The sequence below is a fragment of the Haladaptatus halobius genome, from assembly GCF_020618475.1.
GTDB classification, from domain to species: Archaea; Halobacteriota; Halobacteria; order Halobacteriales; family Haladaptataceae; genus Haladaptatus; species Haladaptatus halobius.
Map to the genome: position 1 here is coordinate 1018268 of NZ_CP085335.1, position 23778 is coordinate 1042045.

General features: G+C 65.3%; 10 protein-coding genes. 8 read left to right on the forward strand and 2 right to left on the reverse strand.

What is annotated here, in order from left to right; translation table 11 throughout:
- The first annotated feature begins 33 nt into the window (after positions 1–33).
- From LIW51_RS40395 to LIW51_RS05835, 3 genes are all read left to right on the forward strand, one after another.
- Complete coding sequence (locus LIW51_RS40395) at positions 34–213, forward strand: hypothetical protein (RefSeq protein WP_497007388.1); 180 nt, start codon at positions 34–36, stop codon at positions 211–213.
- Positions 214–402: 189 nt separating this feature from the next.
- Positions 403–948, forward strand: a complete 546-nt coding sequence (locus tag LIW51_RS05830) for a hypothetical protein (protein ID WP_227376268.1) — start codon at positions 403–405, stop codon at positions 946–948.
- A gap of 180 nt (positions 949–1128) precedes the next feature.
- Positions 1129–1296, forward strand: coding sequence for a hypothetical protein (locus tag LIW51_RS05835; protein WP_227376269.1), 168 nt, complete (start codon positions 1129–1131; stop codon positions 1294–1296).
- Between the two features lie 95 nt (positions 1297–1391).
- Here the strand turns inward: LIW51_RS05835 and LIW51_RS05840 are convergent, their stop codons facing one another.
- On the reverse strand, positions 1392–1691 hold the full coding sequence (locus tag LIW51_RS05840) for a hypothetical protein (protein WP_227376270.1): 300 nt from the start codon (positions 1689–1691) through the stop codon (positions 1392–1394).
- 312 nt (positions 1692–2003) lie between these two features.
- Positions 2004–2279 (reverse strand): hypothetical protein, encoded by a 276-nt coding sequence (locus LIW51_RS05845; protein ID WP_227376271.1) that lies wholly within the window; start codon positions 2277–2279, stop codon positions 2004–2006.
- A 560-nt stretch (positions 2280–2839) separates the two neighbouring features.
- On the opposite strand from LIW51_RS05845, the gene LIW51_RS05850 reads away from it, so the two are divergent.
- The 5 genes from LIW51_RS05850 to LIW51_RS05870 are packed head-to-tail and all read left to right on the forward strand — an operon-like array spanning position 2840 to position 23553.
- Positions 2840–5311, forward strand: coding sequence for a hypothetical protein (locus tag LIW51_RS05850; RefSeq protein ID WP_227376272.1), 2472 nt, complete (start codon positions 2840–2842; stop codon positions 5309–5311).
- Positions 5311–9024, forward strand: a complete 3714-nt coding sequence (locus LIW51_RS05855; RefSeq protein ID WP_227376273.1) for a DUF6603 domain-containing protein — start codon at positions 5311–5313, stop codon at positions 9022–9024. The genes LIW51_RS05850 and LIW51_RS05855 overlap by 1 nt, the downstream gene beginning before the upstream one ends.
- The gene (locus LIW51_RS05860; protein ID WP_227376835.1) at positions 9021–13175 is read left to right on the forward strand and encodes a hypothetical protein; all 4155 of its coding nucleotides are present in this window, start codon (positions 9021–9023) and stop codon (positions 13173–13175) included. The genes LIW51_RS05855 and LIW51_RS05860 overlap by 4 nt, the downstream gene beginning before the upstream one ends.
- A complete protein-coding gene (locus LIW51_RS05865) occupies positions 13172–20815 on the forward strand; it encodes a hypothetical protein (RefSeq protein WP_227376274.1) in 7644 nt (2547 codons plus the stop codon). The genes LIW51_RS05860 and LIW51_RS05865 overlap by 4 nt, the downstream gene beginning before the upstream one ends.
- Entirely contained in the window at positions 20812–23553 is a 2742-nt protein-coding gene (locus tag LIW51_RS05870) for a hypothetical protein (RefSeq protein WP_227376275.1), read from the forward strand. Before LIW51_RS05865 ends, LIW51_RS05870 begins: the two co-directional genes overlap by 4 nt.
- The last annotated feature ends 225 nt before the right edge of the window (positions 23554–23778 follow it).

Here is a 23778-nt window from a genome sequence, read left to right on the forward strand (position 1 = left end):
ATCAAACCGGATTACGATGATCCGAATCTAGCGATCGTCGTCACGGTAAGTGACGAGAGCGACGTTGATCGGATGTCAGTATCGCGTTTCTCCACCATCTCGAAGAGGAACTATGTAACAATGTGCATACATCTCCAGTCATATTGCGACAAGGCTGGTATCAAATCGTACTCGTACAGCTATTCCGACCTAAGCTTTGAGTATCAATACTAGAAGGGCAACTAGTTGCCAGTTTTTTTGCATAACCGCAGAACTCTACTTTACTCACCCTTCTCCCCTCGTAATCTCAACTAACTCCGCTTGTGAGAACAGCCATTTGGAATTTCTGTCGATCGAGAATTTTCACTTTCGCTCCGGACGAGTTACATTTATCATGGACTGTACTCATTCTTAAGATATAATATGACTCAGTACGCTCAAGACTTCTACGAGATACCCGAAGCAATAAAAGAAAATAGCGAACTTCGCAAACGAGTCCTTGAATTGGTGGCGAATGAACCTATCCCCGGTAAGTCAATTGAGGGTGGAAACCGCATCGAAAGCCTTCGAAATATATTGAGTGCATTTTTTGAAGGAGAGGTTTCACTTCAAGAGAGCATCCAACGAATTTCGGAAGAACTTCCACGTCACGAATCCCAGTATGCACACAACAATCGTGTCTTTGCAAGCGGGTGGGATGAGCGACTCGCCAGAACGCAAATAAGCCGATTCTATAATCAGGCCGTACTTCTAACCTTGAAGGAACACGGTGAGGAAGAGTGTTTCATTCCTCCATCGGAGCATGAAGACAGAGATTCTTCGTGTACAATTCAGTTGGCTGGTAGGAAAACAGATGTTGACAGTCTGTTAGCTAGGTTAAACCGGGCATACAATGTGGGAGAATGGCATGATGAAGTTATGATTCCTGACCATCCCCATTGCACCCACACAGTCATACCTTACGAGTGAATCATCCCTGATAGCATTGGCTACAGTTGGTACGCACCTCTACTTTGTCTAGCAGATACTGTCGAGTTAAGCTGATTTTAGAAGATGAGGAGTCCCTGTAGTGGCATGGATACTAGCTGCATGAACTCTCCGGAGAAACGTTGGGCGTAGCGACTTTTGGTATTGGAGTGGCCGTGTTTGGTGTGTGGCACTGTCCTCGAAATCACTGTCAATGACGATGGCCAGTACAGCGGTGGCTATTATTTCGGCGAGTTTGAGAACCCTATCGGGGATGGCGACCACAAGAAAGTGGACGAGATCGATCTCGACGGTCAGAATACCGATGTCGTCGAATGGACTGGGAGATAGAAACGGTTGAGTACTGGGAATGTCGTGAGTGTCATCGTGGCCCCGAACCACCGAAGACGCGGTGACGGGATCACCGTTGATGTCTGATCACCTCGTCACTCTCGGAGTTCCCATCCGTCCGATGCGAGTGTTGCAGCCACAGCAACTGGTAGAACATGTGCTGTCCTCGACGTGTTGTCCGATCCAACAATGACCCGGTAGGTTTCGAATCGAACGGCACCCTCAGCAACACGTCTAAACATCCATCCGTACCGCCGGCCATCGATGGTACAATAGATGACGATGCGATCGAAGTCGATGCGCTCAATGGTCAGATCGTCACCGCTGATATCCAGCGGGGGATCACGGGAAGCGTAGACTGCAGCTTCAAATTCATCTCCCTCGTCGGCGAGCACACCAAACCCGTCCCAGACGTCCGCTTTCGGGACAGGATCTTCGGCATCTTCATCCGGTCAGAATTGCTATCGGTCATAGTCATTGCTTCGACAGCGGTACCCATGAGCGTACCGAGAGTATGACTCGCACCTACTTGATCCGGTAGGGATTCTGGTCGTCTTCGTCGTCCTGGTAGTCAATTTCGACGGTTAGCTCGATTTCTGCGCCCATGACATCGCCTGCGAACCCGCTTTCATATCTGAGGTCGGCTAGGTCGATTCGTCATGCATAGACTCCCCCGAAATTTAGACTGTCGAGACTGATTTTAGTATCTACCGCGCATGAGAAATCCACCTGCCTGAGTTCAGACTACAAGCTCCGTGACGACGATTTCGGCATCGAACGACCCCCATTCTGGCGGGCGGCCCTGATCGCCGTCGCTGCTGGCGCAGCCCCACTTCGACTAACTCGACATCGACGATGTCCGCCCGTTCGTCCGCGACCTCCTCAACGAGGTGACCGGGGAAGACGGTCTCCTTTCGGAACTCGATGTCCTCGATGACCACGCCGCCTACGGCGAGCGCGACTGAGCCGGGTCGCGGTGGCAACCGGTGACCGGCTGGTCCGACCTCGAGTTTGGGTCGACTAGGAGCAACAGTTATCATTGTAGACTGTTAACAAGTAACTATAACGGGGACGGGCAGCGCGAAACGGCGAGGCGTTCGTGTAAGTCATTCCCCGGAACGGATGGGCCAGGGCATGAGTTACGCAGACGTGGAAGCGCTCGGCGGGAATCGGTCAAGAGAGGGGACGGCCAACGGGTCTCCGCCAGTACTCGGCGTTTCTCGTGCGTCCACGATCGTCGCACGGTATGGTCCGACAACGAACGCGGACGGTCCCTCTGTATGGAAACTCGTACGCATGAACTCTCGGGACCGGCGCAACCGGTCGGTGATTGCCCGCAAGAGTCGTCCTCCGACGACATCGTGCGAGCGGTCAACAACAGGGCGGCCCACTCACGATGGATCGGCCAATCGGTCTGTGGGGTGGTGAGATGGGGGCCGAAGGCGGGTCGAACTCTGGCGCCGGAGCGAACCAACCAAACGCCAGCTGGGCGATTTCGTGGACGGGGTCGCTCAGAACAGCCAAGGAATTGCACGATAAATACATGAAAGCCCTCGAAGACCTCGTCGAGTTCCAGGAGAACAACGACGACAAGATCCTACTCTGGACAACCATCAGGGAACTGCTCGTCAAAGCCGATTCGAACGACGAGGTCAACGCCTGGGATCTATTCGGGGCGTTAGGTATCGATCTGAAGAGGCCCGAGGATCCGGTCGAGAAACTCAAAGAAGTACTCCGGCTGGAGGCTTCGGTCTACAGGCTCGGCGGCGAACAGAGCGTGGAGGCGGTGATAGCCGACCGCAACGAATTCTACTCGGAGGACCAGCGGTTCGTGCTATTCGGCCGGGAGTACGTCTTTCGGCAGGCTGAGGTCTCCGTGCGGGCGTACAAATTGATCCAATTCCTGAAGATGGGGGATCCAGACACGCACGTCTCCTCTCTGGAGGATCTCGCCGACCTACAGCTTGCTAATCTGAGTAATGACAACGTATTCTACGAGCAGTTCAAGAAGTCTCCCTACGTCGATCAGATACGCATAGTCCAGCGACTCACGGAGGACCTAGATAAGTGCAGCGTCGGCCGCGAGTTCCTCGCCGACCTCTTCGAGTACCGCCATCGGGCGATTTTCGATCCGTTCGGGTTCGTCCCGCCGCTGCCTATACTGGGGACGGACACCGGCTACGTCGAACCATTTACCCAGGTGACCCCGGCGGAGCCGGTCGATAAATCGACCGTTAGCGTCAGCGTCAAGCACTCGGACGAGCTCAAGCCGTACTTCACTGAGGATTTCAGAATTGACCTGTCGGAGTCGAACATCGCCGGGGTCCAGTTCGGAACGTACCTCAGCGATCTCCTCGGGCAGCTACTGCCGGGTCTGGGGTACTTCTACGCGACTCGCGTCAAGGACAAGAAGTATATGGAGCTGGCCAAGATGGGCCAGGAGCCATACCCGCTAACAGTTTTCGGGCGGTTCATGATCGGGGTCGTCTCGGCGTTCGCGAGCGACGACCACATCCGAACCGTGATCCGGGAGACGGACTGGACCGGGCTGACCCGCCCCGACTGGTCCGAGGATGTCCTCTCCGAGTTCCGCACGTCCGGGACGTTCGCGGAAGACGACGTCACCAAACTCGTCGTGACGATGGTCAACGGCGGCGAGGCCTTTTTCAACACATACAGGCTCCCCGGATCGAACTTCGCAACCTCGTTCAAAGGGATGTTATCCGCGCTGGTGACGTTTCACCTGTTCGCCGACTTCGGAAGCGTCGCCCGAATGGACGACGTCGAGAAGCTAGACGCCGTCCTCTCAATGGCGACGGCGGTCACCGACGCGGCAAACGTCGTCGCGCTCCACGCGAGGCGCTTGGGGGAGTACCTCAAGATCGCCGGCGTCGCTCTAAACGGGGTCACTGCGATCTTCAACTTCCTCCGGATGGCCGAGGAGTTCGCCGAAGGAGACGACGCTGGGATCGGCTACGGCATGATGGGCGTCGGGTTCGCGGTCTTCACGGGCGTCGGCTTCTACGCTGAGACCGTGACGGTGGCGACTGGGTTCACGATCCTGGCCTCCGTGTTCTGGCTGGCGATCGGCGTCGCACTCGTGGTCATCGGCACGATCCTCGTCATACTCCTCCAGGACGGACCGTTCGAGGAGTGGCTCAAGAATACCTTCTTCGGCAAGCGGTGGAGCAAGCTGGAGCGAAACGACGAGAACTTCCGAAATCCCTTCACCAAGCCACACACCTACGGCTACAAGAAGGTCATCCCGTCCACGAACTCCGTCAGGGTCGGCGGGGTTGACTTCCTCCGGCAGATGTCCGGGCTGTTCAGCACCGTCAGACCCATCAATATAACGAGGATGGACTTTGGGCGGGAAACGCGGGACGGCGAGAACCGCTGGAGGGGGCATTTCACCATCCAACCCCAACACAAGCAGCTCTTGGCGGACGGATACCTCTTTCTCCGACCCGTCCGTGTATCCGAGAAACGTCCGCCCGGCCCCGGCCCCCGCGGGATACGGCCGTCAGATCCCATAACGGACACCTGCGTCCATCGCTTCAGCCTCGACGACGGACCGAACGACGAGAATGTGCGATCGAAGACGGACCTCGGCGTCGCGATTCCGGACCTGATGGCCGCATTCGAGGGCTACGAGTTGAACTGGGCACTGGATGCCATCGAGAAGCACAGGGAGGTGGACTTCGGCAGCGGCGGTCTCGACTTGGAGATCGTGGCCGTGGATAGCGAGAAGAACGACGACGGCGAGACGGCGATCACGAAGTGGGAGGCGAAGGTCTGGGACATGTCAGGTACTGACGCCGACCGCATCTTCGGCGTCCCGAGGTCGAAGCTGGAGGCGATCTTTACAACGTACTTCGTCGAACTCATCTACGTTCCGCCGGAGTTGGCCGAGGCTATCGAGTCGGGCGGTGCCGTCTGGTTCCGTCCCGAAGAGCTCCCGACCGTCAGCCGCGAAATACACGGGGTCCGACGCGAGGACGGAGGGTTGTTCTGATGAGTCAGAACGATCCGGGTGGACACGGCCCCGAGGGACGCTTCCTCCTCGAGATAGCGCGCGTCCTCGAACCCCTCGAGGCCGCCATGGCGGGCGGGACGGAGGGCATGGCGAGGCTCCTCGACCGGATGGCGCTCGGCGAGGAGCTCCTCGAGGAGGACGTAGAGACGGTTCGACGGACCGTCGAGGACGACATCGGCGGCGCGCTCGCCACGATACGGTCCGAGCTGTTCGATCCGGAGACGGACATCGAGATCGATGACTTGGACTACCCGGCGCTGGTCGCCGCCGTCGGCGATGTCTACGCGGGGATCAGCGACCTCCGGCAGCTGGAGTTCGAGGCCGTCGACGGGGAGACGGTCGCCGACCGGGTGCTCGACTACCTGTTGGTGGAGTATCTGGATCGACACCACCGCGACGTCCACGATGCACTCGGGTTGCTGGGCATCGTCGACGAGGGACCGTCACCGTCGTTCGACTTCGAACAGATCTCCGCGCTGGTGCGTGAGCCACAGCGCCTGCCCGCCGAGGCGTTCGGGTGGGGGACACCAGACTTCACGGGGTTCCTCGCGCTGTACTACCTCCACGAGCTGTGCTGGCGGTTCAACATGCCGGCGACGCTGGCCGATCCGCCGCTGGCGGTGGTCGAGGACCTCCTTGACCGGGAGCGAAACGAGACCAACGTTGACCGGGAGCTGGACGAGACCGACGTCGAGCGGGAGTTGTGGATTCCGGTCATGAGTGTCGTCGACGATCGTGGTGCGGGGACCGTGGGTGTTCGCATCATTCCGCTCCCCGGGAGGACGATGAACGCTCTCCCGGGGCTGGCGGTGGTCCCGTTCGGGGTCGGGAGTACATCCGAAACGGTCAACCTCGGCGACGGGTGGACGTTCAACGTCGAGAGCACTGCCGACCAGACGGACTGGGGGGTCGGCGTCTGGCCCGACTCTGAGACATCGGACTCGGAGGCCGTACTCCTCGGGGAGGGCGAACTGCCGCCGGAGATCGTGACGACCGCCGCGCTCGCGTACGGCGGGCCGGACAGGACCTACGAGGAGACCCCCCTCATCGGTGATTCGGACGGCAGCCGGATCTCGGTGCGCTACGCCGAACTGAGCGCGTCCATCGAGTTCGACGACGGCGAGGCGATCTTCCGGGTGACGCTCCCCACGCGGGGGACACTCGCCGTCGATCCCGACGACCTCGACGGCTTCCTGACGTCGGTGTTTCCGGCAAACGGTCTAGTGTACGACTTCGACGTGACCGTCGGCTGGTCGTCGAATCGAGGGCTGTTCTTCGAGCACGGCAGCGGCCTCGAGGTTTCGCTCCCACAGCAGGGGCATGTCGGGCCGGTTCGCCTGACTGAACTCTACCTCGGCGTCGTGGCTAGCGACGACAGCGACGACCTGACGATCGAGGGCTCGGTGTCGGCAGATGTCGAATTCGGCCCAGTCATCGGGTCGATCACCCGGATGGGCATCGCCGCCGACGTGCACTTCCCGGACGATCGGGCCGGCAACCTCGGACCGATCGACCTCGGTATCGGCGTCAAGCCACCGGACGGGATCGGGCTCTCGATCGACTCCGGGGTCGTCACCGGCGGTGGCTTCCTCAGATTCGACCCCGAGCGCGAGCGCTACGCGGGCGTCGTCCAGCTCCAAGTTGGGGACCTCGCGCTCAACGCCGTTGGACTGCTCACCACCCGCCTCTCCGATGGGAGCGAAGGCTTCTCACTTCTCGTCCTCGTCGCGGGCGAGTTCACACCCGTTCGACTCGGCCTCGGGTTCACGCTGAACGGCGTGGGTGGGCTGCTCGGCGTCAACCGGACCGTCCACTCGGCGGCGCTCGGGGAGGCCGTCAGGCAGGGCTCGCTTGATTCCCTCCTGTTTCCGGAGGATCCCGTCGAGAACGCAACGCGGATCATAAGCGACCTCGGGGCGGTGTTCCCGCCGAAGCGCGACCACCACGTCTTCGGCCCGATGGCGAAGATCGCCTGGGGAACCCCGCCCCTCGTCACGGCCGACCTCGGCATCGTCGTCCAGTTCCCGTCGTCGGACGTCACCCTCCTCGGACGCGTCAACGCCACGCTCCCGGAAGCGGGCGTCGATCCGCTCGTCGACCTGAACGTCGGCATCGCAGGTCAGGTCGTCCCGGACGAGCAGCGCGCCGCGTTCGACGCGTCGCTGTACGATTCCCGGGTCGGGACGTGGACGGCGACCGGCGACGCCGCGCTACGCTCGCGCTGGGGCGAGAAGCCCTGGTTTCTGCTGTCTGTCGGCGGTGTCCATCCCCGGTATAACACCCCGACCGACATCCCGGATCTTGACCGGATCGCCATCTCGGGGACGCCACCGACCGGCTTCCCCCGGTTTGAGATCGAGGGATACGTCGCCCTCACGTCGAACACCGCACAGACGGGCGCGGACGTCTGGGTGGGGGCAGAGGCGGGCCCGGCGACAGTGGAGGGTGAGATTGGGTTCGACGCTCTCTTCCGGTTCGACCCGTTCGAGTTCGTCGTCGACTTCAGCGCTAAGGTTGCCGTCAAGGTGTACGGCAAGGGCCTGTCGCTCGGGCTCGACGGCACGGTCTCCGGGCCGGCGCCGTGGCGGGTCACTGGCACGATCCACGTCGACCTGTTCTTCTTCGATGTGACGGAGACGATGACCGTCACGATCGGCCAGGAGCGAGCGAGTCCGCCGCTACCGTCGACGCGAGTCATGCCGAAACTCCTCGCGGCACTGGAGACCCCGGACAACTGGACGGCCCAGCGGCCCGCGGGCGGTCAGTCCGTCGCGAGTCTTCGAGATATCGACGCCGACGGACAGGTACTCGCCCATCCTCTCGGCCGGCTCGGCGTCCGACAGACGGTCGTGCCGCTCGACTTCGAGCTCGATAAAGTTGGCAACACCCGACCGGCCGAGTTTACGCACTTTACCATCGACGACGTCGCGATCGAGGGCACCGACGGAGACGACGGCTCGCTCGCGTTCGACCGGACGCTCAGAGAACACTTCGCGCCGGCACAGTACGAAGACCTCACAGAGACCCAGAAGCTCATTCGACCCGCGTTCGAGCGGTTACCGGCCGGGCGCGAGGTGACGGCAGAACGCGTGTCCTACGGCGGGGGAACGGCCGACGAGGTCGCGGCGAACACGCGGACGACGACGCTGACCTACGAGACGAGCGTCATCGACGAACGGCGGGACGTACGCGCGAGGGAGCTCGCGGAACTCGGAAGCTTCCCGTCCAAGGCGGAGGCGACCGTCTCCATCCCGCTGGCGACAGCCGACGCCCTCTCTGAGGTGAGCGCGGTCGCGCGCGCCGACACCAGAACGACTGGGTCCGCACGGTTCCGCCTCCCAGAGCAGCAACCCGGTCGCACCGGCCTGGTGGGCTCAGGGCTTCTCGACGCCGACCGACCGACGGCACGGGGCGCGACGTACCTGGCGGGACCCGTCTCGATGGACGAGACGACCTACGTCGTCGCCCGGGCCGGCGACCTCGCACCGACATCCATCGGGTCTGCCGAGGAGCGGCCGACGGTAATGCGTCGCGCCGAGGCCCAGCAGGCCCTCGACCACCACCTCGCGAGCCACCCGGAGGACGAGGGTGACCTCCGCGTCGTCGAGGCGAGTGCGGTCCGGGGAATGGGCCGGGCCAGATCGGACGACGAACTGGATCACTCGCTGACCGTAGGCGACCTATTACAATGACGAATCACGACAAGACAGCGGCGGAGCGGATGGCACGACAGACGGAGTACACGTTCTATCCGACGGTCCGACGTGGGTATCGACCGACGAGCACGTTCGACGGCTCGACGGACGTCGCGGACCCCGGCTCGCTCGGCGTCGAGTTGACCGTGCGAGGGAGCGGCGAGAACGGAGACCGGACCGAAACGGCGAGCGTGTCGCTTCGAATGTACGGCCCGGGCGACGTCATCGGGCTCGACCGCCGGCAAGTCGTGCGCGTCGAGCCGAGCGAGAATTCGGATGGGTTCCCCCCGAACCAGTTCCCGCATATCGAGTTCGTCCGACCGGATCTCCCCTGGCTGTTCAGCCCGCAGCGGGCTGATGACTCCGGTCGGAACAGGCCGTGGCTCGCCCTGGTGTGCGTCGAGCGCGACCGCGATGCGGTCAGACTCGACCCGCCGGGGACCGGCCCGCTGCCGGTGCTCGAAACGCCGGTCGCCGAGTTGCCCAATCCGGCGGAGTCTTGGGCGTGGGCACACGCGCAGGTGACCGGCACCCACGACCCCGACGACGAACTCGCGAGGACATCCGACAGGACCATTTCTAGACTGGTGTGTCCACGGAACCTCGACGATGCGACGGCGTACGTCGCCTGCGTCGTGCCGACGTTCGAGACGGGTCGACGGGCCGGACTCGGCACGTCGGTTGGCGCGGACGAGACTGATCCGGATGGAAACCACCTCTCGCTTGCATGGGAGACCGATGGTGACAGGATCGTGCGCCTCCCGGTCTACTACAGCTGGGAGTTCCGAACGGGCCTGGAAGGGGACTTCGAGTCGCTCGTCCGAGAGTTGGAGTCGGTCGAGCTTGGCCCGGACGTCGGCTACCGCACTATCGACGTGGGCGACCCCGGTCCCGACATCCTAACGATCCCGGCGGACGACGACGATGCGACGGTCTCGTTGGGTGGTGCGCTGAAATCGGCCGACGCTGTGGGCGATGCGTACGGGAATGACCACCAGGAGGCGTTTCGAACGCTGCTCAACGTACCGGAGGGGATCGACGAAGCCGCGGGGTCATCCATCGTCGGGCCGCCGAAGTACGGACAGTGGCATGCCGGCGCCCGGACGATCGAGCCGCCGCCGACAGCGCCCGAGGGTGACGATGACTCCGAAGCGTATCCGGCGTGGTTGCACACGTTGAACACCGACCCACAGTACCGCGTCGCGGCGGCGTTGGGTGCCGAGACGGTCCGGCACCGACAGGAGGAGCTGATGGCGTCGGCGTGGGGGCAGGCCGGCGACCTCAGGGAGCTGAACGACCGGCTCCGGGGGATGCAACTCGGTCGATCCGGCGTCGCGCGCAACCACGCCCACCTCGGCGACGTCCGGCCTGAAGCGCTGCTGCAGTTCACCGCACCTGCACAGGACCGGATGGCCGTCTCGACGGCTGAACTCCCCGCGAATCACGTCCTCGCCGATTCGACCACGGGATTCGTGACGCTCCGGACGGTGTTAGCGCGAACGGCCCTACCGGACGGTGCGACCTCGCCCGCGTTCCGCCGGCTCACCCGCTCGAACGGGCCACTCGCCCGCCGAGCCACCGCGTCGTTCGATGCCGACGATGTGGTCCAAGCGCTGGTGACGAATCGAGCGCCGAGCGTGACTCTCGATGGCCTCGACCGGCGCGTTCGACTCGAAGACGCGATGAGCGACGAGGGACAGCGCGCGGCCGAGGAGGCCGTCGACGCGGGTGTGGCGACGGAGGAGTCGCTGGTCGAAGCGCTGTCCGACGCTGCGGCGGCCGACGCGGACGTCGCGAGCGACGTCCGGTTCCTCCCGGATCACCGCCGGGCGTCGGCCACCGAGTCGACACCAGCTTGGCTTACCGACGATCGTGGCGAGGCGATGACCGTCGCGGAGGCCGAGGTGTTTCACGCCGAGCGGGCCGACGCCGAGGGCGACCATCTGCTGGTCGCTCGGACGGTCAGTCGCGTCCGGAGCGCGATGAAGCAAGCCCTGCTCGCTCGCGCGCGGGTGCTAGACCTCCGGCTGGCACTCTGTGGCGAGGAGTCGGACGGGCAGACGGCGGCCCCGCCCGCGCGGGTGGTGGAGGACAGCCAGATCCTGGTGGCGGAATCCGAACGCATCCGATCGGATTCGCTCGCCGACCTCAAGCAGTTCCTGCCGGACCTCGCCGCCGATCCCCGCCCGGAGGGGATCGCTACGGCGTTGACTCCTGATCGCACTGCGGAGCTGGTCGATCGACTCCGCACTACGCACGACGAGCTAATGATCGCTGCGGAGGCGGTACGATCCGCCCTCCGGTCCGACGACCTCGACCGCAAGAGCGTGCTCGCCTCGCTCGACGCGGCCGACGAGCACCTCGCGAGCATACTCGAAGCGCTCGAGACAATCGACGACTACGTCGAAACCGGTCCCGCTGCACCGAGGCCGAGCGCGGCCGCCGAAGCGGCGGTCGCGGTCACCACCCCCACGACGGAATCCGTCTCGGAGTCCCATAGTCAGGGGATAGGCCGTAAGGCGCTCTGGGACGACGAAGACCTCGCGCTCAATTTGACCACGGTACAAGACGGAATCTCGTCGCAACTCGACCCGACAGCCGAGCTGGCACAGCTGGCCGCCGACCTCTCGGGTATCCCTAAACTCCGCGACCGCGAGGATCCAATCGCGGAGGTGCTCGCCAGGCCGACGTTCCTGGAGCCGATGTTCCGGTCGCTAGCGGAACTCGACCCCGAGTACCTGTTGCCCGGCGTGGGATCGATCCCGAAGAACTCGATAGGTGCTCTGGTGACCAACCCGCGGTTCGTCGAGGCCTATATGGCCGGCCTGAACCACGAGATGGCCTGCGAGCTGACGTGGCGGCGCTTCCCGACAGACCGCCGGAGGACGTACTTCAGTCAGTTCTGGGACCACGGCGGGAATCCGGCCGCCGGAGCCGCCGACACGGCCGACGTCGATCCGATCCACGAGTGGGACGGGAACGACCTCGGCGAGAACGGCCCAGGACGGCGACCGGACGACGATTCCGACGCGGCAGACGAGAGAGCCGCCAAGGATAAGGACGACGGCGCCACAGACGATGGGATGGTCGTGCTGTTGATCCGGGGCGAAGTGCTCCGGCGCTACCCGGACACGACGGTCTACGCGGTGAAAGCCGTCGAGGACGACGGCGACCGTGTCCCTGCCTTACCCAACACGCACGTCTCACGGCGCAGTGGACTGACCGACGACGACCGCCTCGCGGCCGCGCGAATGATGGACCACGACCACCTGCGTGGACCGTGGATCCCACCCAGCCGACCGATCGAACCGGAGCCACACCCGCCGATCGACCCGCATCCGGAGCCCCCAGACCAGGGGGATTCCCGGCCACCGTTCGATCCCACCCCGCCGAATGTTCCTGAACCCACGCCCCCGGGCGACGGCGAGCCTCAGCCGCCAGACGTCACAGAGCCGATCGGACCGCCGGAGACGCCCGCGCCCCAGCCGGACGTCAAGTACCCGGTGTTCCGGGGAACCATCGAGCCCGACATCACGTTCCTGGGGTTCGACCTCTCCGTGGCGGAGGCCGTGGCCGGGCCGTACCACAAGGGCGGTCCGCAAGAGGGCGTCTCCCACGCAACAGAGGACGAGGGGTGGTTTTTCGTCCTGGAGGAGGCGCCCGGGGAGACCCGGTTCGGACTGGACGAGGACCAGGGCGACGTGGGCGATCGGCCGTACGGCATCACCTTCACCAGCGGGAGAGTACGAGAGACCAGGCAGCTCACAACAAGGGCCGAGCAAGAGGGTGCGGAAGTCGGCTGGAGTGCGCTCTCGTGGGGACACCTGGTGACCGACGACGGCGGTGACGGTGTAACCGACCCGGCGGCTGCCATCTCCCACGTGTCCGTGGCCGACAGCCGCCCGGGTAGCGAGCAGTGGGCGGTCGAGGCTGGCGTTCGTTACCACGTGGGTGAGGACGACGAGTGGACGTCGGCGGACGCGGCCGAGTGGGGCGCGAACGCCGCACACATGGCGCGGATCACCTGGCAGCAGCCCGTCCGCGTTGCCATCCACGCCGCCGACATCCCCCCAGACACCGAGGCGCAGACGTCCGATGGTGAAGATGAGATGATGACCGATACGGACACGGACGGTGACGGTCGGTGAGCGGCCACGTACCACGTCAGCGACTCGCCCTACTCCGGGCCGAGCTGCGGACTGCAGAGCGCGAGCGCAACCGCGTGGGGATGGTGCTAGCGGCAGTGACCGAGTTCCACGAGGCCGTCAGTCGCGGCGACGCGGCAACTCCGCCGCCGTCGCTGTCGACCGCCTTCGATCGGTTCGGCCCCGCCGATGGAGAGGACAACAGACAGGAGTCACTCACGTACCTAACCGTCCCGCTCGCGCGTCGGGACGACGGGGAGGAGGAGACTGCCTTTGATCGAATTCGGTCCACCGCGCTGACGATCGACGTCTCATCGTTCGTCGACGCTCTGGAAGCGTACGTCGAAGATGCGGCCGACTGGGCAGCCGTCGCGGCCGCCTTCGAGGCCGTCCTCGGGGCAATCCAGGGCGGGACGCGAACGGACGCACTGTCGCTTATTGACGATCTCGTGAGCGTGTTCGAAGTCGCGACCGAGGCGGCGCTTTCCTATCGCGACGATCGGATTGAGCTGGTGTGCGACGCCAAATCCGAGTACTTAACGGCGCGCGACGATCCCGTGGCCGACCTCGACGGCCAGCCGGTGGCGCTCCTGCCGGTGCGCCTGGAGACCCGGTTCGTCGGACCTAAAGATGACAGCGATGCCGCTGCCGAGGAGCTGCGAATCCGGGTGTACCCGGACCAGGTCCACGTCGACTCGCACGAGCCCGAGTTGACCGATAACGAGGTCCACTGGGGGCGGACGTTCTGGACACGCGTCTGGCTGGGCTGTCACAAGCAAGTCGACCGGTGGGACGCGGGCGAAGGGGCTGGCGACGCTGACTGGATCCAACCAGACCCGAACGCAGTCCCCGCCGAGTTTCGCCCACTCGTTGACGACCTTGATCCAGCCGACTTCCAGGCGGGCGAGGACGGCTATCGGGAGATCAAGACGGCGGCCTGGCGACAGCTCACGGAGCGGTTCGGGACCGAACGGGCAAGCTGGCTGGTTCGCGCGACGGCACCCGAGACGTTCGCGGACGAGCTACTCGAGGCCCCGTTGCCAAATTCTGGGCTCGCCGAGCTCTCCACCCTCTCATTCGAACCGGTCGACCGTCGTCCGTCCACGTGGACGTCACAACCGCGTGCATGCCTGCTTCCGGACCGCTGGGTGGCGTGGCTCACCTGGGAGGACGGAGACGGCAAGGCACACGCCACGACTGTCTCCGGACCGCCGATCAGCGAGCCGCTGTCGGTCGGTCCGAGCCCCGAAGCGGCGTCTATGTGGCGACGCGACGGGGAGACGGCCGACGCGGTCGAGCCTCAAGAGGTTCCGCCGGGCATGGAGTGGCTGGTCGACTACAGCGAGGCTGCGGCGACGGGCATGGCTCTGTCGGTCGACCTTGAGTCCCTCTCGGGATTCGACGCCGGCCGCGGGTTCACGCGCGTCGTGGTACTCGGTGTTCGGGGGTCGATGGACGCCGACACGGGTGCCAACCGGCTCGCGGACCTACTCCGTGCCCACCATTACACGGACGGACTGGCGGTCCTCCCGCAGGGGACACCGACGAACGTCTTCGACCAGGAGTCGGGCTACTCGTCGAGAGACGTCCCCGAGGACAGCGTCGACATGGCGGCGGGACCGCCGTCGATCAGTCCGATGGATGGAACCGACGGAGATCGGCTGGCCCGAGCCCTCGGGTTCACCGTCGACGAAGACGACGAACACGTGTTCGGTCGTGTGGCGAACGCCGACGGGACCGAACAGCTCGACGCGCGACACATGAACTCCGCGCTGTGGCCGGCGACGCTTGGGTACTTCCTCCAGCACCTGCTCGTCTCGAACGAGTGGGTAGGTACTGAGAGTCTCTGGGACGGCGAGGCGGGGTCTGGGGCGCTGTCGGCCGACGAGCGGCGGGCGAAGCTTGAGAGACTCCTGCCATGGGTAGACGCCTATCGCGAGCACTTCGTCGAGTACGTTCGCGCTCGCGGCCCTCTTCCGGCGATCCGCGTCGGCACACAACCATACGGGATCCTGCCGACGGGCGCGCTGTCACCCGATACAGACGAGCTCCCGGAACCAGGGACGGACGGGCAGCCCAACGACGACTCGGAGGAAGCCGGTTTGGAGGACTCGACCGACAGCGATTCAGACGACGCGACTGGGGCCGATAAGCCCGCCGTGGACGAGCAGATGCCGTCCGACCTGGCCGGATGGCTCCGGCGGTTCGAACCCTCATGGGCCGCCGCCGCCGAGGACCTTCCGTGGGCGACGGGCGACCTCAATGACGAGACGCTCGTCCGGATCCTCCAGCGCGAGGGACTCTCGTACGACGTGATCCGGCGCCAGTATCTGACCGGGGCGCCCCGCTCCGAGCTGGAGGCACGACGATCCCAGGTCCGGGAGACGCTCCGCTCGCACAACATGCGCGAACTCGATCCCCGGATCGCGAATCTCGATGTCACCGGGTTGTCGCCGGCGGTCGCGAGTGCGGCCCGGACCGCCAGAGAACCGATAGACGACAACGGGCCGCCCCCGGTGTCGACTGAGCCGATCGAGCCGGCGGATTTCGTGGACAACGACGTATCTTCGACGATAAACGCTCTCATCTCCCAACCCCCGGACGCTGTCAGGGAGCTCGGGCTCGTCCTTGAGCCCGAGACCCGCCGGGCCGTGCTCGAGGCCGTTGCGTCGCCCGGATTGGACGGCGAGGACTCCGACGTGGGTAGGACGGATGGGGCAGACGTGGCGGACGTGGTCGCGGGCATGCTCGCGGAGTCAGAGGCGGATCCGCAAACGACATCGCAGATTCAGGCGCTCATCGAAGCCGTCGACCGCATGACCGAGGCCGGGGACGGCGACCTGCACGAGCCGAACTCCCTCCTCGAGGTGCTGCTGTACTACGGAACGCTGCATGCCTACCTCAACGCCCGCGTCCGGCTCGGTACACGCCACGACGACCCCGGGATCCTCGCGCCGGAGCCACAGCTCTACCTGCCCAGCCCGATTCCCGATTTTTCCGGCGATCCGCCGTACTACGCAGCACTTAGCGACACCGTTCCCGACGCGCTGACGGCCCACCCTGCAGTCGACGAGGACGACAGCTACGGCGACGCGCTCTTCGCCGGAGCCGTCGGTGCGACGCCGCCGATCTCGCTCGAGCCGCGCCTGAGCGAGTTCACAGACAGTCTGTCGTATCTGGGCGAGCGACCCCCCGCGGCGCTCGCGACGGCGATGGTCGAGTCGCTGGACCTAGCGAGTCACCGCCTGGACGCCTGGTGGACATCCCTGTCGACGCGGCGGCTGGCCGAGGTGCGCGAACACCAGGGTCTCTGGGGACCGTCCGTGGACTCCTACGAGGCGTGGGAGGTTGGTGGGGATCGATCAGTCGGCGACGATGGGCGTGAGAACACCGGCGACGGGAGACAGGATGCCGACGACGGCCGAGAGGGCGACGGCGACGGCGAGCAGCCCGGTAGTCGGCTTGACGAATCGGTGCTGAAGTCCCCGGGGATCAACGTGGGCGCATACGGGTTCATCGAGGGACTCGCCGCCGATCCGTCCGACGAAGAGGGCGAATTCGTTCACGCACCGTCGCTCCAGCACGCGACGACAGCCGCGTTGCTCCGCAGTGGTCACCTCGCCCACGAGGGCGATTCGATGGGACAGGTTCTCTCTGTCGACCTCTCGGCCGACCGGGTTCGGGAGGCCCTGGGGCTCGTCTACGGAGTCCGTGACGGACAGTCGCTCGGGGAGCAGCTTGGCTATCGGTTCGAGCGCCGTCTCGTGGATCACACGATCGACGCGGAGAGGGTCGGAGTGAACGTCCAGCAGTACAGGACCGCCTTCCGCGAGGCGTTTCGGCTCGACCAGAGCGTCGCCGCGGAGGCCATCGCTGCGACGGACGTCGTCGATGGATACGCGCTCGTCCGCGACTGGGAGAACTATCCCTTCCGCCGGAGCGACCTGCCCGCCCGGGACACGAACGAGTTCGCCAGCCTCCAGGCCATCGTTGCCGAGCTTTCCGACGCACTCGACGCGGTCGGGGATCTGTTGACCGCCGAAAGCGTCCACCAGCTCGGGAAGGGAAACTTCGAGCGCACCGCTGCGTCCCTCGACGCACTCGCGGCCGGGACAACGCCACCCGATCCAGCGGTCGTCCGGACACCACGGGAGGCAGTCGGCGTGACACACCGGACGGCCGTCCTCTTCGGCGATCCCACGACTGCGAGTCCGCCGCCCGGATGGCCGACTGGAACGCCCGTACCCATCACCGACTACCCCGCCGTGCCTGTAGGGTCAGCTTCCGCGAGCGAGGATGGTGCCGACTCTGCAGAGACGGTCGCGGGCGTTGACGGCGAGGCTGCCGACTTCCATATTCGTCGCGACGCGGAACCGGCCCTAGACGCATGGCTCGGTGAGGTGCTTCCGGCGCCGGCGGACGTCGAATTCCTGGCCACCTACCGCTGGTCGAGCGCCGAGAACCGGACGGCCATCGACGCAGATGGCCCGTCGAATCACGAGCACGTCGTTGAGCGAACGGTCACCCTGGACGAGCTCGATCCGTCGCCGCTCGACCTCCTCGCCCTGGGCGGTTCGGACGCAGACCAGGCCGCCACCGCGTTCGAGGCCCGAGCGGCCTACGTGCTCCTCCGCGATCGACCCGCACACGATCCCCCAATTCCGGTGGACGCGACGCTCGAAATCGTCACGACGGAGACGGCGCGCGACGACGCCATCCCGGTCGCCGACCTCCTCGCAGTCGTCCACAGCTTCAGGGCGCTCGTCCTGGAGGGACGGGCAGTCGACGGAACGGATCTCGCCCACCCGGAGGACGGCCCCGCTCCTGGGTACACCCCGGCGAGCGTAGACATGCTCCGCGTGCGGGCAGACGAAGCCGAGGCGACGCTCGCGACCGTTCGGGACACTCTGGAAAACCGCCTCGCCGTCCTGGACCCGCCAGGCGACGACGAGTCGCTTCTCTCCCAGCTTGAGGCCGTCACGGCGGCCGCCGAGTCGTTCGTCGAGCGCGTCCCGGTCGAGCCCCTCATCGCGACGCCTACCATGTTAGATGGCGACCTCGACGCCGAACTCGGGTCGCTGGCCGAACGACTCAAGAAGTGGGAACGCGCTCGACCGACCGTTGACGAGGCGGTGATCGTCCGGGACGAACCGTCGCAGGAGGTGTCCGGCCAGCTTCGCGTCCCCGAGTCGCCCGGCATCGCTCCGACGGACATAGGCGACGCCGGGGGTCACCGACGCGTCAAGGCGCTGGCGGAGATCGAGGGGTTCGACTCCCTGCTCGCCGACTCGTCCGTCGCCAGCGAGGAGGAGCCGTCCTCCGACGCGGAAGAACAGTCGGAAACGGGTGCCCAGTCTCCCATTGGACCCGTTGCGACTGTCCCGGATCGCTTTAGAAACGCCGAGGTCACGGTCCAGGTCTGGTCACGAACGCCGGCTGACTGGTTCGAGCGCACGGTGTTGACGACGAGCGACGAGCAGGGGGTGTTCGCTGTCGAGATTGACTTCTCGGGCGTCCCGTCCGGTACGTCGTTCGCGGTGGTCGCGACCGTCGACGGCGAGGTGACCGCTGCCAAACACGGTCGCGTTGTCGACGAAAGCGCCTGGGAGGACACGCCGAGCGACGGGCGGGTGTCGTTGACGCTTTACGACCTCGCCGCTTCTGTGCCGCGCCTCTCTCGGCTCCTGTGGCTAGACAGGGAGCGGCGACACCTCGCAGTCGGAGAGGGGACTGATTCACCCGCCCAGGCGGTCGACGTCGCTATCGCTAACACCCGGTGGCAATCTGCCAGCAAGGAGCGCGAGCTGTTCGACCCGTCGTGGTCGACGCTTTCGGAGTCCGAGCTGGCGGCGACAGATGCACTCCTCGAACTGGCGACCGTCGACCTGTCGGTCGTCGATTCCGCAGTGACGGGGGTGCTCGATGTCTTGGAGCGACTTGGCGTCTCGAAGGCGCTTACAGTCGACGGCGACGCGACCGCGTCAGGTTCTCTCCAGATCCGGGCGCGCCGGCGCGAGATTGACGCCGCAGTCCGCAACCGAATCCAGCACTTCCGGGCCAATCCCGTAGCGTTCCACCGCAACGTCGCTGACGCACTCCTGGGATTCTCTCCCGCCGCCGCGCTGGCGATCGACGATACGGACGATCCGACGCGCCTGGCCGGTTACCTGCACGTGCTGCTGGCTCAGCCCGCCGCGGTGGTTTTCGCCCTTGACGAACACGTTGACGAGCCCCATCGCCTGCTCGCGACCCTTGGGGAGTGGCTTTACGGGACTGACGCGGCCACCGCCCGGACGGATGACGTCGCGCTCGAAAACGAGATCGCTCGACTCGAAGACGCCGTCGAAACCATAGAGGGCTTCGAGACATTATTCGCACACTTCGAACGAGAGCGGGCCGACGACTCGGACAAGGCGATCCCCCACCGCACGTCGTTCGCCCGGCTACTCGGCCAGCTTCGGAACGTCATCGCCGAGTCACCGCCGGCGGTCCCGAACCCGGACACAGCGCGGGCGGCGGCCGCGAGTGCCTTCGCCGACGCTGTCGACGACTTCCAGCTTGCGCTCACCGACCACTTCCGCCCGCTACAGGCCGTCACTGCCGGCACCGAGGCGGATATTGATGCTGGTACGGCCTTCCGCCACGGGGTGCTGGAGACGGTTCGGGTCCCGCTCGTGCGTGCGTCGTACTTCGGGGTCTACGGGAGTACGCCACAGTCCCCGGTCGGCGGGACACCGACGGACGAGACGACCCTCCGCACCCAGGCTGGGGTCGTCCTGGAGCGCGTTGACGCGAGACTGGACGCGGCCGCCGACGCGACGCCGGACGAGAAGGTGTCGATCGAGCAGGCGGTCGACGCCCAGGACGCGCGACTCCGCGCGCTCTTCGGGGACGAGTTCGTCGTGCTGCCTCCGTTCGTCCCGGCTAACGGCACGGAGTTGGCCCGCACCTTCGGGAACGACGGTCTCCTCGCGGCGGGATCACCGCTTGCAGCAGAGACCTGGCTCCAGCCGATAGCCCAGGTCAACGAGCGCCAGGCCACCTTCCGCGAGGCGCTCTCGTACGCAGAGGCGCTTTCCGGCCGACTCATCAGGGACCTCTCGGTAGGTCAGCTCCCACACCGGCCGGAGGACGACTGGGTCGGCGTCGACGGTGTCGCCCCCGAACCAGGACAGCTGTCGCTCGTCGTGCAGTTCGGCCTCGGCCTCAGCCCGCCCGCCGTCACTGGACCGATCTGCGGGCTCTTCGTCGACGAGCACGTAGAGCACGTCCCTACGGACACGGAGACGGCGGGGCTCGCGATCAACTATGACGAGCCCGACAATCGAGCGCCACAGTCCATTCTGCTCGCCGTGCCACCGCCCGACAGCGAGTGGACGTTCGACGCCCTGGCATCTGCCGTCAGGGAGACGATTCGCCTCTATAAGTACCGTGGCGTCGACCTGGAGGACCTCCCGGACTTCGGGCACCTCCTCCCGATGCTGGCGGTCGCGTATAACACCGGAGTCCCGCCGGACACGCAATCGGTTGACTTCGAATCGCTCGGGACCGCCGATGGAACACGTCTGCAGGGTGTCGCCCCGTCGTACCGCGTGTTCGCGGACTACGACCTTCCGAACCGTGAGATAGGTGACGGGCGATGACCGTCCCTCGCTCGTTTACCCACTGGACGCGCTTGGAGCCGCACCCCCGTAACGACGAACTAACGGATGCGCTCCGCGCGCAGATTCGCGATCCGTTGTGGCTGCTCACCCGGCAGTGGCAGTTCGGAGAGTTCCACGGCGACGACGCGGGGTCGCCCGTACGCGCGGACGCGAGCGTCGAGCACGACCCAATTCGGCGCTACGACCTCGGGCCCCGAAACCGGGCTGACGACGGCGGGCCCCGGGAGTACGAGGGTGGACCCCTGGAGGCGCTCGTCGAACGCGAGCCCGTGCTGACGGCCGAGGACGACCCGCCGGCGCGCCTCGCTGCCGAGGCGGGTCAGTACTTCCTGCGGCTCCTGGCCGCACACGGCTACGAGACGGGCGAGGGGCCTTACACGGCCGAGGACTTCCCGGCGGCGCTACGCATCTCCGGCGTCGAGGGTGATCTCGACGCCGACGGACGGGCGTTCGACCGCGTAATGGCCGGCCGTGTGCTTGACGGGCAGGCGGTATTCGACGCCATCGTAGCCGCCGTGTCGAACATCGCCGCCGTCGCTGACGGTGCCACGCTGGACGTCTCGAATGCAGCCGCCCTCCCGCTTCCGACCGACGGTCGCCGAACCGAGGCGTTCGATAGCGCGATCGGGGAGTTCGTCGACTACTACCGAACCTTGTTCGACGAGCCGGAAGAGGCGGCGTCGGCGTGGCGACCGGAACGGATGGAGTACGAGTTCGCCGTCGCGACGGGCGAGGGCGACACAGAAACCGTGTTCTCGGCCCCGGAATACGAGGGGGGGAACCTCGACTGGTACGCATTCGCGATAGCCGACGACCGGTCGCTCGAGGGCGACGCCGACGACAGACGGGTCGACGATCTCGGCAACGATAGAGGCCGCGAGCCCGGAGACGACCCAGACGAGGGCAATCCGGCGTCCGAGTCCACGATCCGGACGATTCCCACGCGCGCCACGTTCCCCGGGATGCCCGCAACGCGGTGGTGGGAGTTCGAGGACGCCGCCGTCACGCTCGAAGACGTTGCCGGGGCCGGTGCGAACCTCCCTCGGCTACTCCTGTTGGAGTTCGCCGTTCAGTACGGCAACGACTGGTTCCTCGTCCCAGTCGAGACTCCGGTCGGATCGCTCGAGCGCATCACGTCGCTGTCGATCACCGACTCGTTCGGCTGCAGCCAGTCCATCGAGCCGACGGTCGACAGGACCGACGAGTGGAACGCGTTCGCTTTTCGGGACCTCCCGAACGCCGACGAACCCGGGCTGTTCGTGCCGCCGGTGCTCCCCACGTCGATCGCGTCCGATCCGGTTGAGCGTGTCATCCTCGCCCGGGACGAGCTGGCGAACCTCGGGTGGGGGATCGAGCGACTCGTCGAGGGTCCCGTTGGCGATCCGATCGATCGCGCCGAGTTCGCGTCCCCCTCGCTCAATATCGCCGCCATCTCGCCGGCCGAGGACGACGACGAGACGACCGAATTCGTCGACCTCGAGAACCTAGGGGACGACGACCTCGACCTGGTCGGCTGGACGGTCCGACGCATCGCGGACGGCGATGAGACGACCGTCTTCGCGTTCGAGGACACGGTCATTCCTCCGAGAGGCATACTCCGCCTCCACACGGGTGCGTCCGGGCGTACACCGACGAATGGTGACCGACTCGACCGCTGCTGCGAGCGCAGTACACCTATCTGGACGGACGCGGTCGCGCTACGCGTCGTGGACGAGTCCACCGACCCTCCGCGAGTCGTCGCCAATGCGCGCCTGCGCGAGCCAAGCGAGGCGTTTGCCGACTATCGCATCTCGACGGCCGTCGAGGACCACTGGTTCCCGTTCAAAGTCGACCCGACCTCGCCGACGGACCACCGGCTGGAGCGCGCTCGGTTGCTCGACGCCGAGACGCTGGACGTCGATCCGGCACACCTCCCGGAACCCCTGGGAAGGATCCTAGACCCCGATCCCGCGCTCCTTGAGGCAGACGCCGACACGCTTCGGCTCTACGAGGAGGAACTCACCCGTGGCGGAACGGAGGTCTCGCGCCACTACCAGCTCTCGTCCTGGTCCACCGGCCGACAGCACCTCTGGGCCGGCCGCCGCGTTCGCGCGGGCCACGGGGAGTCTTCGAGCGATCTCCGGTTCGACTTGCTTGAGGACCGCTCCGAGACCGGCGTCTCGATCGTCGACGGGGTAGACTCCTCGGACGATTCGGACCAGGAGACGGACAGGGACACCGACGGCGACGAGGACGACGGCACAGGCGACGGAGATAGCGATGTGGACGAGGAGATACCACGAGGAGAGACGAGCGTCGGACTGGGCGAGAACGTCGTCGCCGCCCTCGCGTACCTCTTCGGATGGCTCTCGGGGATCATCATGTTGCTCGCAGTGCACGAGAGCGGGTATGCTCGCTTTCACGCCGCACAGAGCGTCGTCATCTTCGGCGCGCTCTTCGCAGCGCGAATCTTCCTATGGGTCGCACAGGTCTTCGTTTTCGTCCTCTACAACCCGGCCTATCCGGCCGGCTTCTACTACCCGGGCGGTCCATCGGACCCCACGACCTACCTCGTGCTCTCGTGGACCGTTAGCCAGATCACTCTCGGGCTCTGGCTGGTCGTGGCGGCGCTGTGGCTCTACCTCGTTGCCTGGAGCGCTCTGGGCAGGGATCCACACGTTCCAGGTGCTGTACGCCTCGCACGTGCCCTCGCACGTCGCGTCTCACCTGACCGATAGACCACGGCGTATCCCTGTCGCTCCCGCCGGTCCGGTACACAACACCCAAGGGAGGATCAACCGAATCCGCACACCGATGAACGAGATGATCATCAACCTGCTGGCGGCGAACGCGGACCACGCCGCGGCGTTCGCCTCGCGGTTCGACGACGCAGAAACGCGCACAGGCCGAATAATTTGCCTTCGACGTCGAGGCCCCTGGACTCGTTGAGGTTACCACCGAGA